Consider the following 16,584-nt stretch of genomic DNA (forward strand, 5'->3'; position numbering starts at 1 on the left):
ACGCGCCGCCGCCGCGGCGCTGGAGCGCGCCGGAACTTGGCCCGGCCACGACCGATCTGGCATGGCCGCTCGGTGGGCTCCGGAGAGAAACGCTGCTGGCTCGATCGGTCGCTCGCCTTGCTGTCGGCCGCGCTGCCCTTCGGGCTGTCGCTGGCCCGCGCCGCATCCTCCGGGCAATGGCGGGAAGATCTCACGGCTGTCCGGGATCTCGGCCTCGTCGCCGTCGGCGTGGGCGGCGGCCTGTCGACGGCGCTCTCGCAGGCGCTGAGCCTGCTCCCGCTGGGCTCCCGGACCTTCCGCACCGCCCTCGGATCGGCGCTCGCGCTCGCGCTCGCGTCGCGCCTGCTCTACGAGATGGTCCGCCGCCTCCTCCTGGAGTCCGCGCAGCCGGCGCCCCTCCCCGGGCTCGCGCTCTGGCGCAAGCTCCGCGGCGGCGCGGCCGAGGCGACCCCCGCCGGCGCGCGATCCACGCCAGGCGCGCAAGCCGCGCCTGGCGCGCCCGTCGGCGCGCAAGCCGCGCCGGGCGTGCTCGGCGGCGCCGTGAGCCCGCGGCTCGCGTCCGTGCTCTCCGCGATCGCCGTCCTCACGGCGGCGCTTTCGCCGACCTGGCAGCGCGAGGCGACGGTCGGCGGCGGCGCCATGATCGCCACCTGCTGCGCGCTCGTGGCGATCGCGCTCGCGTCGACGTGCGCCGAGCAGGGGCGGCACGCCGGGCGCGCGTGGATCGCGCTCGGCGCGCTCCTCGGGGCCACGTTCGCCGAGAGCCCCCCCGCCGGCCTCGCCGCGCTGGCCGCGTCGTGCGCGATGTTCCTCGCGCGCGGCGGTCACGGCGGGCAGCCCGCCGAGGCCTCGCCTGGCGGCCCGCCCCGGCGCGTGCTCGGCGCCGCCGCCGCCGCAGGCGCGCTCACGGCCGCGCTCCTGCTCGCGCCGCTCGTGCTCAGGCCGCTCGCGCCGCGCGCATGGGCCGACATCGGCCGCGCGCTCACGGCCGGGAGCCTCGCCGCCATCGACGTCGCGAGCGCCCGCACCACCGCGCTCGCCGCGTGGAGCCGCGAGATCGGCGTCGCCTCCCTGCTGATCGCCGCGGCCGGGCTCTCGCTCTCGCTCTTGCGCCCGCGCGCGCGGTGGCTCGTCGCGCCCTTCCTCGTCCTGCTCGCGCTCGACACCGTCCTGCCCGCGCGGGCCGCCGGCGTGCTCTCCGCGGATCCGCTCACCCCGCTGCGCTCGCTCGCGGTCGCGGCGATCGCCGTCGGCTCGGCGCTCGGGGCGCACGCCGCGGTGCGGGCGCTGCTCCACACGCGCGTGCCGTTCTCGCGGAGCGGCGCGGCGCTGCTCGTCGTCTTCCAGCTGACGCTCGTCGCGCTGACGAGCGAGGAGGCCGGCTTCGCCGCCGACCGGAGCGAGCAGACGGCCGCCGAGGTCTGGACCGACGAGGCGTACGGGAGCCTCGATCCCGGGACCGCGATCCTCGTGCGCTCCCCGGCCATCACGTGGCGCGCGTGGGCGGCGCGGATCACGCGCGGCGAGCGGCCGGATGTCCTCGTCGTCCCGATCCCGCTGCTCGATCGCGGCCACGTCGCCGCGAGCCTGCTCGCCGACGAACGCAAGCTCGCGCCGCTCCTGCGCGACTTCGCGCTCGCGGGCGAGCCCAGCGAGTTCGCGCTCTCCACGCTGGCCGACGTCCGGCCGCTCTACGTGGAGCTCGATCCGCGCTGGTCGAAGAAGCTGCTCGGCCACCTGAACGTCGCCGGCATCTGGCTCGAGTACGCCCCTCAGCCGCTCGGCGCCTCGGATCGCAAGCTGGCGACCGCGCAGTCGATCGTGCCGCTCAGGCGCGTGCTGGAGTCGCTCTCGATCGCCGCGGTGCCGGACACGTCGACCGCGGCCGTCCTCGCGTCGACGATGCGGGGCCAGTCGGACGTCGTCACCCTGCTGGGCGAGCGCGTCGTGGCGCAGTCGTTCCTCGACCGGCTGGGCGAGCTCGCGCGCGACGATCCGTTCGTGTCCGGCGGCCCGAGCCGCCGCGCCGTCACCGGCATCCGGCAGGCGTTCATCGCGAAGCGGCCCGTGCGCCGCCGCTGACGCGGCCGCGCGGCGCGGCCTCGAGCGCGCCGCTCGCCTCCACGACCTCGATCAGGGCGACGCGGTGAGCCCGGCCTCGCCCGACGCGCGCGCCCGCCGGTCCGTCGAGCGGAGCGCCTTGACCCGCCGCTCGAAGTCGCGGCTGTCGTCCTCGGTGAGCGCCTCCCCGCCGAAGCGGGCGCGCAGGTAGACGTGCGTGAGCGTCAGGATCTCGCGCGCCAGCGGGTGCTCCGCGAGCTCCAGCGCCTCGGCGTGGCGCAGCGGCGGCATGCTGGGGGGGCGCGCCACGCCCTGGACGAGCATCGCGGCCTCCAGGCTCTCGTAGAGCGCGGTCGCCAGGATCGCGCTCGGCGTGCGCCCGGAGTCGGCGCGGCGCTCGTCGCGCCCGCGGCGCGTGCGGCGGAAGCGCCAGTAGAGCAGGCCGCCGCCCAGCGCGAGCGCGACGGCGGCGACGGCGAGGATCCGCGGGCGCGACAGCGCGGCGATGTCGCCGCTCGACCCGGATCGCCGGTACCGCGACGTGAGCGTCTGGAGCAGGCTCACCTGCTGGTTCAGGTCGTAGCCGACGATGTGCCTGTCCCAGCGCTGGCTCGTCGCCTCGATGAAATCGCGGAGGTACGCCCAGACCCCGACCAGCTCGCTCTTCGGCGCCGCGTCGGCCGGCGGCGTCGGGTCGAACGTCAGCCACCCCTCGCCGTCGAGGTACACCTCGACCCACGAGTGGGCGTCGCCCTGGCGCACCGCATAGAACCGGCCGAAGCGGTTGTAGGTCCCGCCGACGAAGCCGGTCACGTTGCGCGTCGGGACGTCCACCGCGCGCAGCAGGATGGCCATCGCCGTGGAGTAGAACTCGCAGTGCCCGCGCTTCGACTCGAACAGGAAATGGTCGAGCGGCTGCGGGTCCGCCCCCGAGGGCGACGCGAGGTCGTACCGGTACTCCGTGCGCAGGTGGTCCTGGATCGCCCGCGCCTTGTCGGCCGGGCGCTCCACGCCTTGCGTCCACTGCTGCGCGAGATCGGCGACGCGCGTCGGCAGATCCTTCGGGAGCTCCAGGTAGCGCTTCCGCTCGACCCCCGGCAGGCGCTGGAAGGTCGGCGACCGCTTCCGCGACAGAAAGACGTCGTAGACGAGCCCGCGATCGTCCGTAGGCTGGTACCGGAGCTCTCCCTCCGGTCCGCGGTGGGCCATCGTGTTCGCGTCGACCCCGAGCTGCCCGCGGTGCTTCAGCCGGAGCCCCGTCGCGTTCGGCGGGAGGAAGATCACGGGCGGATCGATCGGCTCGAGATCGATCCGCATCACCGGGTCGACCGCCGGGTCCGGGTACCGCTCGATCGGCACGAGCCCCGCGTCGCTCTCCGTCGGCCGCTTGAAGGTCTCGCTCTGGGTCCAGCTGCGGCCGTCGTACGCGTCGAGCGCGGTGCCGCGCAGGTGCATGGTGAGGCGCGGGGGCGGCGGCTCCGGGAGCTCGGGGACCTCGACCCGCATCGCCAGCTTGGGGTCGCTGCGCAGCACGCCGACCGCGCCGAGATCGACCTTGCCCGAGAAGCCGATCATCCGCCCGGTGTGGCCGCGGTTGAGCAGGAGCAGCGAGAGGCCGACGCGCGGGAAGATGACGAACAGGAGCGCCGTGAAGACGAAGATCGGGATCGAGAGCAGGCACGTGACGGCCAGGAACGAGCGCCCGACGACCCGCCTCGAGCGCAGGATGCGCGGCACGTCCACGGGCAGCCCCGTCCGGTCGCGCGCCCCTTGCCGGTAGTTGCCCTCGACCTCGCGCCGCAGGTGGCTGAGCACGAGCGCGCCTGGCGCGACGACGAGCACCCCCAGGAAGCACAGCCCGTAGCCGATGCCGCCGCCGAGGACGGTCCCGGCGATGAGGTGCAGCAGCGCGAGCACGATGACCTGCTGGTCGTGCGCCGCCCCTTTGCGCGTCGCGAGCCGGATGATCTGCAGCGCGGCGGCGAACTCCACGAGCACGTCGAGCACGCTCGCGTCCGTGGCGACGATGCGGACCACCTGGACGGCGATGACCGCCAGCAGGACGCCCGTGTCGAGGTGGCGGAGCGCCGGGTGCCGCTGCCAGGACTCGCGCATGACGAGCGCGATCCCGAGGCCGATGAGGACGGCCCAGCTCACGTAGCGGTTGAACTGCCCGCTCGCGACGAGGGCGATGACGCCGAGCGCCGCGAGCGCGTCGGTCATGACCCGGTGCACCATCCCGAACCTCACGACGCGGTCCTCGTCGTGCTGGCGCGGCGCTCGCCGCTGCTCGGGCCCGGGCTCGACGCCTCGCGCCGCGACGCGCGGGCGGCGCCGAGCGCGGGCGCCCGGCCGTCATCGACCGCGTCGAGCAGCGCCAGGAACCGGAGGATCGCGTCGGAGCCGATGTTGCGATCGCCGCGCACGCGCTCGCCGAGCGTCGTCGCGACGACCACGGCGTCGCCGCGCTTGATGTGGGCGACGGCCCGCGACGCCGCCTCTCGGATCCTGCGCTCGAAGACCGGCGCGAACCCGTCGCCCTCGCCGGCGGGGCGCACCGTGTCGACGACGATCTGCACGTCGGGCCGCGTCTCGCGCGTGCGCTCCCGCAGCACCAGCTGGTCGCGCATCGTGCTCTTCTTCCAGTAGATGTCGCGCGGATCGTCCCCGTCGCGCATCGGCCGCAGCCCGAAGGTCTCGTCGCCGCCCCCGCGCCCGCTGAGGCTCGCGCCGCCCTCGCGCCGGCCCGCTTCCTCGACCGGGAGCCGGACCGGATCGACCGCGGGGTAGATGATGAGATCGCCCTCGGCCTCGACCTCCCGCGACTTCTCGAACAGCCCGAAGGGGAAGCGGGTCGCGATGCGGAACCCGGTGTGCCGGTCGCGGCCGCGCCGCGCCGGCGTCCGCCGGTAAGCGGCCACCTGCGCGCTGGAGGGGCTGATCTTCAGGAAGAAGCAGCGCTTGTCGGCCGGCTGGCCGGCGCGCAGGTCCTCCACCTCGATCGCGTACGACGGCACGCGCTTCTTGTGGTTGTAGACCTCGATCTCGACGAGGTGAGCCCGCCCCACCTGGGCGCGGGCCGGCAGCCGCCGGGTCACGGTGAGGTGCCGCAGCGACAGATCGCTCATCACGCCGGAGACGACGATCAGCGACAGCAGCATCCCGAGCAGCAGGTAGAGGAGGTTGTTGCCCGTGTTGATCGCCGCGAAGCCGACGCCCAGCGTGATCCCGAGGTAGTATTTTCCTTCCCGGGTGAACTTGAGCTTTCGGGGTGGCCTGAGCGAGAGCAGGAACCTCGTCCACGACGACGCCTTCTCCCCGCGCTGGGGCAGCAGCGGGCGCTGCTCGACCAGGGGCCTGTCGCGCCTCGGCTTGCCCGGCCGGACGGCGCTGCGCGCCGCTGCGTCGGCGCCGCGGGAGCTGCCGCTGAGTGATCCCCGCTCCCTGTCCTCTGCGCCCATCGCCCACCCCTCAGAGGGGGACCGGCACCCGCGCCACGAGGTCGCGCACCGCGGCCTCGCACTCGTCGCGGGTCGGCATGTAGCCCTCCGCGTGGGCCGAGAGCCGGACCCGGTGCGCCAGCACGGCGACCGCGAGGTTGTGGATGTCGTCCGCGATACAGTACGAGCGTCCGTAGAGGACCGCGCGCCCCCGGGCCGCGCGCGCCAGGTTCATGCCGGCGCGCGGCGACGCGCCCAGCGACAGGGTGGGGCTCGATCGCGTGGCCGTGAGCACCGCCTGCAGGTAGGTCGCGAGCGACGAGTCGAGCTCGACGCGATCGACCTCGCGCTGCAGCGCGACGAGCTGGGCGGGATCGATGATCTGCGGCACGTTCCGCGCCCGGTCGGGCTCGCCGCCCTGAAGGAGCAGCCGCATCTCGACCTGGGGCGGCGGGTACCCGATCCGGATCCGCACCATGAACCTGTCGAGCTGCGACTCCGGCAGCGGGAACGTGCCGGCGAAATCCTGCGGGTTCTGGGTCGCGAGCACGAAGAACGGATACGGCAGCGGCGTCGCCGTCCCCTCGATCGACACCTGCCCCTCGTTCATCGCCTCGAGCAGCGCCGACTGCGTCCGCGGGCTCGCCCGGTTGATCTCGTCGGCGAGCAGGACGTTCGCGAAGATCGGCCCCTGCCGGAAGACGAACTGCCCGAGCCGCTGGTCGAAGACGCTGACCCCGAGCACGTCGCTCGGCAGGAGATCGCTTGTGAACTGAACGCGACGGAGCTCGCCCCCCACGGCCTTCGCCAGCGCTCGGGCCAGCGTCGTCTTGCCGACGCCGGGTACGTCCTCGATGAGGACGTGGCCCCGGGCGAGCAGCGCGATGAGCGCCAGCTCGACCGCCTCTGGCTTCCCTTCGAGGGCCTGCTCCACGGCAGAGCGAAGCTTCAGGAGAAGAGGCGAAGCTTCACGCGCGACCGAGAGCGCCGATGTCATCGGGGGCGATGGTAGCACGAGGTTACGGCCCGCCTGCGCGGATGCGCATTTAGCGTTCCACGAGCTGGGCCGGCGGGTGCGAACGCAAATTCGCGACCTCGAGGCCAGGCCGCTGGCTCGGGTGCGCTGCGCCACGTTCTTCCGGGTTCGTTGCGTGGCGGGGGCTTCGGATTCGCCGCTAGCGCCCGGTTTCGGGCGCCCGGGCCTTCTGTTCTTTTGCTTGCCGCGGAATGGCCGGGACCTGTGCGCCCGAGTATGCTCCGCCCGCCGTGACCGCCTCGGGGCCCCTATTTCGCAACAGTGCCGCATCCTTTCCTGCTCAGGAGGCGTCCGGCGCCGATGCTCGCTCGGACGCGGGCGCGCCGGAGGCGTCGGCGCCCGCCGAGCAGGGCGGCTCGCCCGCGTCGGTGAGCTCCGTCCCCGCGGGCAAGCCCCCCTCGTCGCCTCCGCGGAGCGCCGGCGCGCCGAGCTCCCGTTCGCCGGAGAGCGGGCCCCCCTCGGGCGGCTTGATCGCGCAGCCGCCCCTCTTGCCCGACTCTCCGAAGGGGACGCTGCTCTGGCGCGTGCGCGGGATGATCCGCGCGATGCGCCCCCACCAGTGGGTGAAGAACCTCTTCGTCCTCGCCCCCGTGGTGTTCGCGAAGCACCTGACCCACCCCTCGATCATCATGAGCGCGATCGGGGCGTTCGCGATCTTCTGCCTGCTCGCCGGCGCGGTCTATATCCTGAACGACATCGTCGACGTCGAGGCCGATCGGGTCCACCCGGTCAAGCGCTTCCGGCCGATCGCCTCGGGCCGCGTGCCGATCCCGGTCGCCAAGGCGATGGCGGTCGGCCTCGCGGTCATCGCGCTCGGCGCGAGCCTGCTCGGCCCGCCGCTCTTCGCGGTCGTCGCGGCCAGCTACTACGTCCTCAACGTCGCCTACTCGTTCCGGCTCAAGAAGATCGCGTACCTCGACGTCGGCTGCATCGCGATCTTCTTCGTGCTGCGCGTGCTCGCCGGCGGCTTCGCGACGAAGACGCCGCTCTCCGGCTTCATGATCGCGTGCACCGCCCTGCTCGCGCTCTTCCTCGGCTTCGGCAAGCGCCGCCACGAGCTCGCCTCGGTCAACGCCTCGAAGCAGCGCGCGGCGCTGGACGGCTACACGCCTTCCGCCCTGACGGCGGCGCTCGCCGTCACGGGCCTCGCCACCTTCGCCACCTACCTGGCGTACACGCTCGATCACGACACGCAGCGGTTCTTCCAGAACCCGTACCTCTGGCTCACGGCGGTCCACCCGCTCTTCGGCGGGATCCGGTTCCTCCAGCTCGTGGCCGGCAGCGCGAAGGCGGAGAGCCCCACCCAGGAGATCCTCCGGGACACGCCCTTCGTGCTGAACGTCGTCATGTGGTCGGCCGAGGTGCTGGTGATCGTGTATCGCCTGAGGCCGTCCTGATGCTCGGCGCCGGACCGGAGCTCGCCCGGCCGGGGGCGGCCCCCGCCGGCGACAAGCCCACCGCGAAGAGCGATGCGCTGACCGATCTCGCGCTGACGATGCCGATCTTCGTCCTGTACCACCTCGGCGTCGCCTTCCTCCCCATCCGCAACGCGGCGGATCCGGTCACCGCCGAGCTCCGCGCGCTGGCCAAGCACAGCCTCCCGCTCTACGCGGGCCTCACCGTCGCCGTCGGCGCCGCGTTCGTCCTCGTCCTTTCCATCCTCGGCCGCGGCCATGCCCTCCAGACGAGGCGCTTCGCGCTGCTCGCCACCGAGGGCGCGCTCTACGCCATCCTGATGCGCTTCGCTGGCTCCTACGTGGTCGGCTCGCTGCGGCTCGGCCCGCCCGCGGCGTCGAACGACATCTTCACAGGGGTCGTGATGTCGCTCGGCGCGGGCTTCTACGAGGAGATCGCCTTCCGCGCCGGCCTCTATGGGCTGGGCGCGCTCGGGATCAAGCTCTTCTTCGGCAGGGGGGTCCAGGGGGTTGTGCTCATGGTCGGCTGGGCGGTCGTGGCCGCCGCCGTCTTCTCCGGCTGGCACTACGTCGGGTCGCTGGGCGATCCCTGGAATCTCCCCTCCTTCGTGTTCCGCATGGTGTGCGGGCTCGTGCTCACGGCGATCTACGTCTTCCGCGGCTTTGCGCCGGCCGTCTGGACCCACGCGCTGTACGACGTCTGGGTCCTCGTGCTCCGCTGAGCCCGAGGCCGCCCCGAGCCCGGGGGGCGAGCGCGCGGCGCCGAGCCCGAGGCCGCCCCGAGCCCGGGGGGCGAGCGCGCGGCGCCGAGCCCGAGGCCGCCCCGGGCCCGGGGGGCGAGCGCGCGCCGGGCGCGGGGGCGAGCGCACGCCGTCGAGCCCGAGGCCGTCGCCCCAGGCGCGGGGGCGAGGTGCATCGCGATCGACGGCCGTTTGGCGCTATGCTTTCCGCCTCGACGCATGCGGCTACCTCCCTTCCCGAAGCTCGCGCTCAAGCTGGTCCGGACGATCCCCTCGCTGGACGGTCCTGGTTTCCTCAACGTGCGGCGCCAGGTGTTCCGCGTGGAGTTCCCGGACGGCTCGCTGAGCGACGCGTTCACCTACGACAGTGTCGATCGCGCGCGCCTCGACGCGGTGGTCATCGCCCCGCACTACCGCGACGCGGACGGGCGCCGTCACGTCTTCCTCCGCTCGGCGCTCCGGCCTCCGGCCGCGACCCGCTCGCCCGAGGTGTGGCCCGTCCCGGAGCCGCCGACGCTCGGCGCGATCTGGGAGCTGCCCGCCGGGCTCGTCGAGCTCGACGAGCGGAGCCCGGAGGGCTTGCGGCGCTCGGCCGCCCGCGAGCTGCTCGAGGAGGTGGGCTTCGACGTGCCTCCGTCGGAGCTCCAGCCGCTCGGCCCGTCGACGTTCCCGGCGCCGGGCATGGTGGGCGAGCGACACTTCTTCTTTCATGTCGAGGTCGACCCGGCGCGCCGCGGGACGCCGCTCGAGGACGGCTCCCCGCTCGAGCGGTTCGCCACCATCGTGGCGGTCCCGCTCGACGCGGCGATCGAGCTCACCCGGCGCGGCATGATCGAGGACGCGAAGACGGAGGTGGCGCTCCGGCGCCTCGCGGAGCTCTGATGGCGGAACGACCCCCCGCGCCCGCGTCGCGGCGTCCGCCCCGCGTCGCGCTCGTCGTGAAGCGCTCCGCCTGGAGGATTTACCGCGAGGAGCGGAAGGACCCGCGCATCACGCGGCTCATCGAGGCCGGCGACTCCGCGGTCGCTCGCCTCAAGGCATCCCACGACGCGCACGAGCAGACCGTGCGCGAGGTCAAGGCGGCGCTCGACGACCTCGGCGCCCAGATCGACGTCGTCGCCAGCGCGGCGCAGTCCTTCGACGCGGGCGATCTCGATCTCGTGATCACGGTCGGCGGCGACGGGACGCTCCTTAGCGCGTCCCACAACGTCGGCGACGTGCCGATCCTCGGCATCAACAGCGCGCCGGGCCACTCGGTCGGCTTCTTCTGCGGCGCGACGAGCCGCGACGCGGCGGACGCGATCGCGGGGGCGCTGAGCGGCTCGCTCCGCAGCACCGTGCTCGCGCGCATGCAGGTCACGGTGAACGACAAGCTCGCCACGGGGCGCGTCCTGAACGACGCGCTCTTCTGCCACGTCTCCCCCGCGGCCACGTCGCGCTACGTGCTCCGGCTCGGTCGGACGGAGGAGGAGCAGAAGTCGAGCGGCTTCTGGATCGGCCCCGCGGCCGGGTCCACGGCCGCGCAGCGCTCCGCTGGCGGGCGCGTCCTGCCGCTCACCTCGAAGCGGCTCCAGCTCGTCGTCCGCGAGCCCTACACCCCTCACGGCGAGGAGTACCGCCTCCGCCACGCCCTGATCCAGCCGGGCGCCTCGCTCGTCGTGCGCAGCAAGACGCACGACGCGAAGCTCTTCTTCGACGGGCCGATCCACTCGGTGAACGTCGGCTTCGGCGACGTCATGGAGTTCGCGCAGGCGCCTCAGTCGCTGACGATCCTGGGCCTCTCCGCCAAGAGGAAGTGGGGCGCGGGCTCGGCGGTGAGCCGCCGCTAGCTCCGCGGAGCGGGCGCCGGGGCTGCGGAGCGGCGCGGAGCCCCGGGGAAGACGGGCGCCCCGGGACCGCGCCGCCGTGCTGCGATCGCGCGCCGGGGCGAGGCGAACGCGCGCCGGGGCGAGGTGATCTCGCGCCGGGGCGAGGTGATCTCGCGCTCGCGGGCCTGGATCGAGCGGGCCTTTGCGGCGCGATCGCGCCCGCGGGCGAGCCGCGCGGGGCCATCGACCGAGGAGGCTCGACCCGGCGGGGGCTCCCGGCCAGCCTCGATCGCCTTCAACGGAAGGGGTTCGGGTGATCTCCTACGTCGAGCGCCTGGCATACGACCTCCCTCGCGGCGGGCGCGTGAGGCCTGAAAAAGGGTCGATTTCGGCTGTTTTCCCGCGGTTTTGGCGGCCCGCGCCAGGGCCCCCCGGCCGTCCTTCCGGCGGAGCGACGCGCCCCCCGGGGCATGAAACCCCTTCTTTTGTAGCTCCGATCGACGATTCGACACTGGATCTGCGGCGGCCGTTGTGGTTCCTTTGGCCCGCAAGAGGGCACAAACCTCAGGAGGAATGAACATGGCGGCCAAGAAGGCGGATGGGAAGAAGAGCACGTCGCTCAGCAAGAGCGCGCTGATCAACGCGGTGGTCGAGGCCAACGAGAACGAGATCTCGCGCAAGCAGGTCAAGGCGATCCTCGAGTCGCTGACCGACATCGCGTACAAGGAGCTCAAGAAGAACGGCATCTTCACGATGCCCGGCTTCGCGAAGTTCCGCGTCGTCAAGAAGCCCGCCACCAAGGCGCGCGAGGGGATCAACCCCTTCACGAAGCAGCCGATGACGTTCGCGGCCAAGCCGGCCAGCAAGTCGGTCCGCGCCCGCCCCATCAAGGCGATCAAGGACTCGCTCTCCTGAGCCTCTCCGGCTCGCCGGAGGGCTCCTCTGCGCGGCGGAGGCCCGCGGCGGCCCCCTCGCCGGGGCTCACCCGTCCCTAGAGGGCGAGCACCGCTGGCCCCGCGCGGCCCCTGCGGTAGCATGGTGCGGCTGCTTTGCCGCACATGACGCTCGCCGTCCGACTCTTCCGCGCGCTGCTCGCGTTTTCGATCATCCTGACGAGCTACCTCGTTCAGCTGGGGCTCGTGCGGGTGTTTACGAGGCGCCTGGGGAGCGGCTCCCCTGCGCGGGAGCCGCCCGGCTGGCTCGTCGCGCGCCGCGCCCGCGTCGATCAGAACAACGCCCGGCGCCTGCTGCGCGTCATGCTCCAGCTGCGCGGCGTCTTCATCAAGCTCGGCCAGGTGCTGTCCATCATGGGCGGCTTCTTGCCTCGCGCTTACGGCAAGGAGCTCGAGCAGCTCCAGGACCAGGTGCCGCCGCACCCCTTCAGCGCTCTCGAGGCCGCGCTGCGCGCGAGCTTCGGCCGCTCGGCGGGCGAGCTGTTCGCGTCGATCGAGCCCACGCCGCTCGCGGCCGCGTCGCTCGGGCAGGTCCACGTCGCTCGCCTCCACGACGGCCGCAAGGTCGCGGTCAAGTTCCTCTACCCCGGCATCCGGGGCATCATCGCCGTCGACCTGCGCGTCCTGCGCCTCGCGATCCTCGTCTACAAGCGGTTCGTCCCGGTGGGGCGCATCGAGCGGGTGCACGAGTCGCTCGTCGATCTGCTCCGCCGCGAGACCGACTACCTGCACGAGGCCGCGTGCATGGAGCGGATGGCGCAGAACTTCGAGGGGGATGCGGGCATCGCGCTCCCGGAGGTCGTCCACGAGCTCACGACGCGCGACGTGCTCACGATGACGTTCATGGAGGGCATCAAGATCACCCGCCTCGATGCGCTCCGGAGCGCGGGCGTCGAGCCCTCCGACGTGGCGCTCAGGCTCGTGCAGGCCTTCTACAAGATGCTCTTCGCGGATCGCTTCTTCCACGCCGATCCGCACCCGGGGAACTTCCTTGTCGCGGCGCGGAGCGCGGAGGAAGGCGGCGGCTTTCGCCTCGTCGTCCTCGACTTCGGCGCGATCTGCGAGGCCCGGGACGAGCTCATCGACGGGCTGCTCGACATCCTGAAGGGCATCTTCGCGCAGGACGACGCGGCGGTCGTGCGCGGCTTCCGGAGGATGGGCTTCGTCGCGCCCGGGGGCAACGACGCGCTCCTCGAGCGGACCGTGAAGACCTATTTCGCGAAGCTGCTCAAGATCCAGGATCGCACGCCGGCGGCGCTGATGCGCGCCCGCCCCGAGCAGCTGGAGCGGCTGGCGGACCCCGAGCTGGAGCGCGGCGAGCTCCAGGAGCTGATGCGGTCGTTCGAGTACCCGGAGGACTGGTTCTACGTCGAGCGGGCCTGCGTGCTCCTCTTCTGGCTGGCCGCCCAGATCGATCCCCACCTCGACACGATGGCGGCCGGCTTCCCGTACCTGATGCCGCTGCTCGCCCAGCGCGAGGCAAAGGCCGGCTCCGACGGATCGAGTCCAGCGCCGCCCCGCTCGCCCGCGGGTTGAACCGAGTGCCAGCGAGGCGCCGAGATCTCGTGTTTCGCACGCGTTTCGCGTGCGTTTAATGTGGGTTTCGCGCGCGACAGACCGCGCCGTTCGGCTGCGCGCTATCGCGGCGGGATGGGGTCGAAGCGCGGACCGGGGCGGCTCAGACCGAGCCGCGCGAGCGAGGGCGCATAACTCGAGTCCCGATCTGCCATGATCTCCTCGAGCCTCATCTTGACTGCGGCGATCCCAGCCCCTTGAAGCCGTCGGTAATTGTCCTCAGCGGGGTCTTCCGCGGGCTCGACGCCCGCCCCGGCGAGGACGGTCCCCGTATGGTTCAGCCCCTCTGGAATCGTTTGCACAAACGGATCTGGTGCATGTCGCAGGAGACCGACGAGCCGGTGCGAGCTCGTCTCGTCCCCTGCCATCTCGGGGTGGAACGCGGCCAGCACCGGAGCGGGGCTGAGCCGCCGCCGCAGCTGTTCGCCCAGGCGCGACGCGAAGCGCTCGAACTGAGGCGACGGAGTATGGATGCACGGGAAAACCAGGTGCACGACCGCGGAGTCGGCCTCCTCCATCGCCGCCAGCGCCGTCTCCAGGACGGGCTCGCGATCGAGCAGGACGTAAAAGCGTCCGAATCCGGTTGCAGCGTCGCGCATGAACGGGCAGAGCCGGTAGCGAGCGACGACCTCGTCGGCGTAACGCCCGTGGACTCGACGCACCTCGGCCGCGAACCGAGGCGCCTCCGGGTGGTGGGCCAGCTCCCCCCGCACGACCGGCTCGCTCAAATGCATCACCTCATTTTCTCGGGGAAGCATTCTTCCCTTGGCCCGTGATAGCTTACGCCGCGCTGCGGCGGAAGGAGGAGGCGTGCAGGAGACCGCGAAGTTAACGCTGAAGAAGAACGGTGGGGAGCAGACGATCGAGCTGCCTGTGATCACGGGCACCGAGGGGGAGAAGGCGATCGACGTCGCATCCCTTCGCGCGAAGACCGGGTACGTCTGTATCGACCCGGCCTTCGTCAACACGGCCTCGACCACGAGCTCCATCACGTTCCTCGATGGCGAGAAGGGCATCCTCCGCTATCGCGGCATCCCGATCGAGCAGCTCGGCGAGAAGTCGACCTTCGTGGAGACCTCGTACCTCCTGATCTACGGCAAGCTGCCGAGCAAGAGCGAGCTGTCCCGGTTCTCCACGCTGCTCACCCGGCACTCGCTGATCCACGAGGACATGAAGCGCTTCTTCGACGGCTACCCGTCGACGGCGCACCCCATGGCGATCCTGTCCGCGATGGTGCTCTCGCTGTCGAGCTACTACCCGGAAGCGATCGACGTGAAGAACACCGAGCACCTCGACATCACCATCGCGAGGCTGCTCTCGAAGGTGCGCACGATCGCCGCGTTCTCGTACAAGAAGTCGATCGGCCAGCCGTTCGTCTACCCGCAGAACTCGCTCTCGTACTGCGCGAACTTCCTCAACATGATGTTCTCGGTCCCGGCGGAGCCGTACGAGATCGACGAGGACATCGTGAAGGTGCTGAACCTGCTCCTGATCCTGCACGCCGATCACGAGCAGAACTGCTCGACGTCGACGGTGCGCCTCGTCGGGAGCTCGAAGGCGAACCTCTTCGCCTCGGTCGCCGCGGGCATCTGCGCGCTCTGGGGCCCGCTCCACGGCGGCGCGAACCAGGAGGTCGTGACGATGCTCGAGGCGATCCGCGCCGACGGCGGCGACGTCTCGAAGTTCGTCAAGCTCGCGAAGGACAAGACCTCGAACTTCCGCCTGATGGGCTTCGGCCACCGCGTCTACAAGAACTACGACCCGCGCGCCGTCCTCATCAAGGCGGCCGCCGACAAGATCCTGGCGAAGCTCGGCATCAAGGATCCGCTGCTCGACATCGCGCAGCGCCTCGAGGAGACCGCGCTGAAGGATCCGTACTTCGTCGAGCGGAAGCTCTACCCGAACGTCGACTTCTACAGCGGCATCATCTACCGCGCGCTCGGCTTCCCCACGAACATGTTCACCGTCATGTTCGCGCTCGGACGCCTCCCCGGCTGGATCGCCCACTGGAAGGAGATGAACGACGACCCGACCGGCAAGATCGGCCGTCCGCGGCAGATCTACACGGGCGAGAACGCCGTCGACTACACGCCGCTCGACGAGCGCGAGTGACCGCGGCGGGGCCCCGCTGCCCCGCCGGCACCTTCCCCCGACGATCCCTCCACCTGACGAGCGCGCCCCCTGCGGCGCGCTCGCGGCCCATCAGCGGCTCAGCAACAGCGCGACGACGGATCCTCCGACGCTCCCCTCCACGTCGACGAGCGCGCCCCTGGCGGCGCGCTCGCGGTCCATCAGCGGCTCATCACCAGCAGGCCGACGAGCACCGCCACGATGACGCCCGTGACGAGCGAGGCGCTGCCGACGAGCAGGAGCAGCTTGCCCGTCGACAGCTGCGAGAGCGGCGCGCCGGCGCGGCGATGCGAAGGCTGGTTGTCGTCGAGCGTTCGCTCCGGTCGGCTCATCGAGTGGCCAGGGGCCGCGGGCGGCTCCACAACGGTCGGCTGCGGGCGCGCGCTCGGCGAACCGCCGGCGTGCAGCGGAGGCGCCGGCTGAGAGATCGGCTGGCCGGCGCGGATGCGCCCCTCGATGACGGCCTGCGCGTACGGAGGCAGCGCGCCTGCGCGTACAGCGCGGACGTCCGCGCGCATGGTCTCGGCGTTCGGGTAGCGATGGAACTTGATGAACGCCAGCGAGCGATCGACAACGGCCGCGACGGCGGGCGAGATCCCGGGCGCGACCGAGGCGAGCGGCGGCGCGGCCTCGGTCGCGGCGGCGATGACCTCCATGGCCTCCGTGACCTCGCCGTGCACCTGTCGGCCCGAGAGCAGCCGGAACATCGTCGCCCCGAGCCCGAAGAGATCCGTGCGCCCGTCGATGTCGTGGATGAGCCCCGTCGCTTGCTCCGGCGCCATGTACGTCGCCGTGCCCATGATCATGCCCGTCTTTGTGGCGGTCTTCTCGGGCAGGCCCGTGAGCCCGTCGACGACGCGCGCGATGCCGAAGTCGAGCATGCGCACGCGCCCGTCGTTGCCGAGGTGGATGTTCTCGGGCTTGAGATCGCGGTGCACGACGCCGCGCGCGTGCGCGATCGCCAGCGTCTCGAGCACCTGGTCCGCGAGCGCGAGCACCTCGCCGGCAGGCATCGTCCCGGTGCGCGCCATCCGATCGAAGAGCGTCTCGCCCTGGAGCGCCTCCATCGTCAGGTACGCGAGCCCCTCCGGCGTCTCGCCGGAGCCGAGCAGGCGGACCACGCCGGGCACCGCGTCCGTCCCGCCGAGCGTGTTCCCGATGAACCCCTCGCGCAGGAAGCGCTTCCGCACCTCGGCGATCGCGTTGAGCTCCGGGTGCAGCACCTTGAGCGCGACCTGCGAGCCGTCCGCCGCCCGCCCGAGCAGCACGCTCCCCATGCCGCCGGTGCCGAGCACGCGCTCGATCCACCACGTCCCAGCGAACGTCTTGCCGACCCAGTGCTCCGCGTCGTCGTCGTACACGAAAGGCGCCTCTTTCTACCAGCGGCCATCCGAGGAGAGAGAGATCTCAGCGGCGAAGCCACTGG

General features: G+C 72.1%; 14 protein-coding genes. 8 read left to right on the forward strand and 6 right to left on the reverse strand.

What is annotated here, in order from left to right; translation table 11 throughout:
• Positions 1 to 72 precede the first annotated feature (72 nt).
• Positions 73 to 2,082 (forward strand): hypothetical protein, encoded by a 2,010-nt coding sequence (locus tag WME90_RS43575; RefSeq protein WP_437278002.1) that lies wholly within the window; start codon positions 73 to 75, stop codon positions 2,080 to 2,082.
• A gap of 51 nt (positions 2,083 to 2,133) precedes the next feature.
• Here WME90_RS43575 and WME90_RS43580 read toward each other — a convergent pair whose 3' ends face one another.
• From WME90_RS43580 to WME90_RS43595, 4 genes are all read right to left on the reverse strand, one after another.
• Positions 2,134 to 4,311, reverse strand: a complete 2,178-nt coding sequence (locus WME90_RS43580; RefSeq protein WP_437278003.1) for a transglutaminase TgpA family protein — start codon at positions 4,309 to 4,311, stop codon at positions 2,134 to 2,136.
• Entirely contained in the window at positions 4,308 to 5,522 is a 1,215-nt protein-coding gene (locus WME90_RS43585) for a DUF58 domain-containing protein (protein WP_437278004.1), read from the reverse strand. The genes WME90_RS43580 and WME90_RS43585 overlap by 4 nt, the downstream gene beginning before the upstream one ends.
• 10 nt (positions 5,523 to 5,532) lie before the next feature.
• Positions 5,533 to 6,498, reverse strand: coding sequence for an AAA family ATPase (locus WME90_RS43590; RefSeq protein WP_044967114.1), 966 nt, complete (start codon positions 6,496 to 6,498; stop codon positions 5,533 to 5,535).
• 319 nt (positions 6,499 to 6,817) lie between these two features.
• A complete protein-coding gene (locus WME90_RS43595; protein WP_437283769.1) occupies positions 6,818 to 7,168 on the reverse strand; it encodes a hypothetical protein in 351 nt (116 codons plus the stop codon).
• On the opposite strand from WME90_RS43595, the gene WME90_RS43600 reads away from it, so the two are divergent.
• From WME90_RS43600 to WME90_RS43625, 6 genes are all read left to right on the forward strand, one after another.
• On the forward strand, positions 7,083 to 7,934 hold the full coding sequence (locus WME90_RS43600) for a decaprenyl-phosphate phosphoribosyltransferase (protein WP_437283735.1): 852 nt from the start codon (positions 7,083 to 7,085) through the stop codon (positions 7,932 to 7,934). The genes WME90_RS43595 and WME90_RS43600 overlap by 86 nt on opposite strands.
• The gene (locus WME90_RS43605; RefSeq protein WP_437278005.1) at positions 7,934 to 8,674 is read left to right on the forward strand and encodes a CPBP family glutamic-type intramembrane protease; all 741 of its coding nucleotides are present in this window, start codon (positions 7,934 to 7,936) and stop codon (positions 8,672 to 8,674) included. Before WME90_RS43600 ends, WME90_RS43605 begins: the two co-directional genes overlap by 1 nt.
• 237 nt (positions 8,675 to 8,911) lie before the next feature.
• Positions 8,912 to 9,574 (forward strand): NUDIX hydrolase, encoded by a 663-nt coding sequence (locus tag WME90_RS43610; RefSeq protein WP_437278006.1) that lies wholly within the window; start codon positions 8,912 to 8,914, stop codon positions 9,572 to 9,574.
• Positions 9,574 to 10,521: an NAD(+)/NADH kinase gene (locus WME90_RS43615; RefSeq protein ID WP_437278007.1), complete on the forward strand. Its 948-nt coding sequence runs from the start codon at positions 9,574 to 9,576 to the stop codon at positions 10,519 to 10,521. Before WME90_RS43610 ends, WME90_RS43615 begins: the two co-directional genes overlap by 1 nt.
• Before the next feature lie 558 nt (positions 10,522 to 11,079).
• Entirely contained in the window at positions 11,080 to 11,415 is a 336-nt protein-coding gene (locus tag WME90_RS43620; RefSeq protein WP_012240887.1) for an HU family DNA-binding protein, read from the forward strand.
• 143 nt (positions 11,416 to 11,558) lie between these two features.
• Positions 11,559 to 12,989, forward strand: a complete 1,431-nt coding sequence (locus WME90_RS43625) for an ABC1 kinase family protein (protein WP_437278008.1) — start codon at positions 11,559 to 11,561, stop codon at positions 12,987 to 12,989.
• 101 nt (positions 12,990 to 13,090) lie between these two features.
• On the opposite strand, the gene WME90_RS43630 is transcribed toward WME90_RS43625, so the two are convergent.
• Entirely contained in the window at positions 13,091 to 13,762 is a 672-nt protein-coding gene (locus WME90_RS43630; protein WP_437278009.1) for a hypothetical protein, read from the reverse strand.
• Between the two features lie 76 nt (positions 13,763 to 13,838).
• Between WME90_RS43630 and WME90_RS43635 the strand changes: the two genes are divergently transcribed.
• Complete coding sequence (locus WME90_RS43635; protein ID WP_437278010.1) at positions 13,839 to 15,140, forward strand: citrate synthase; 1,302 nt, start codon at positions 13,839 to 13,841, stop codon at positions 15,138 to 15,140.
• A gap of 179 nt (positions 15,141 to 15,319) precedes the next feature.
• Here the strand turns inward: WME90_RS43635 and WME90_RS43640 are convergent, their stop codons facing one another.
• Complete coding sequence (locus WME90_RS43640; protein ID WP_437278011.1) at positions 15,320 to 16,519, reverse strand: protein kinase domain-containing protein; 1,200 nt, start codon at positions 16,517 to 16,519, stop codon at positions 15,320 to 15,322.
• Positions 16,520 to 16,584: the final 65 nt, after the last annotated feature.

Origin of the sequence: Sorangium sp. So ce375, from assembly GCF_051473855.1 — a bacterium.
In the GTDB taxonomy this organism is placed as follows: domain Bacteria; phylum Myxococcota_A; class Polyangia; order Polyangiales; family Polyangiaceae; genus Sorangium.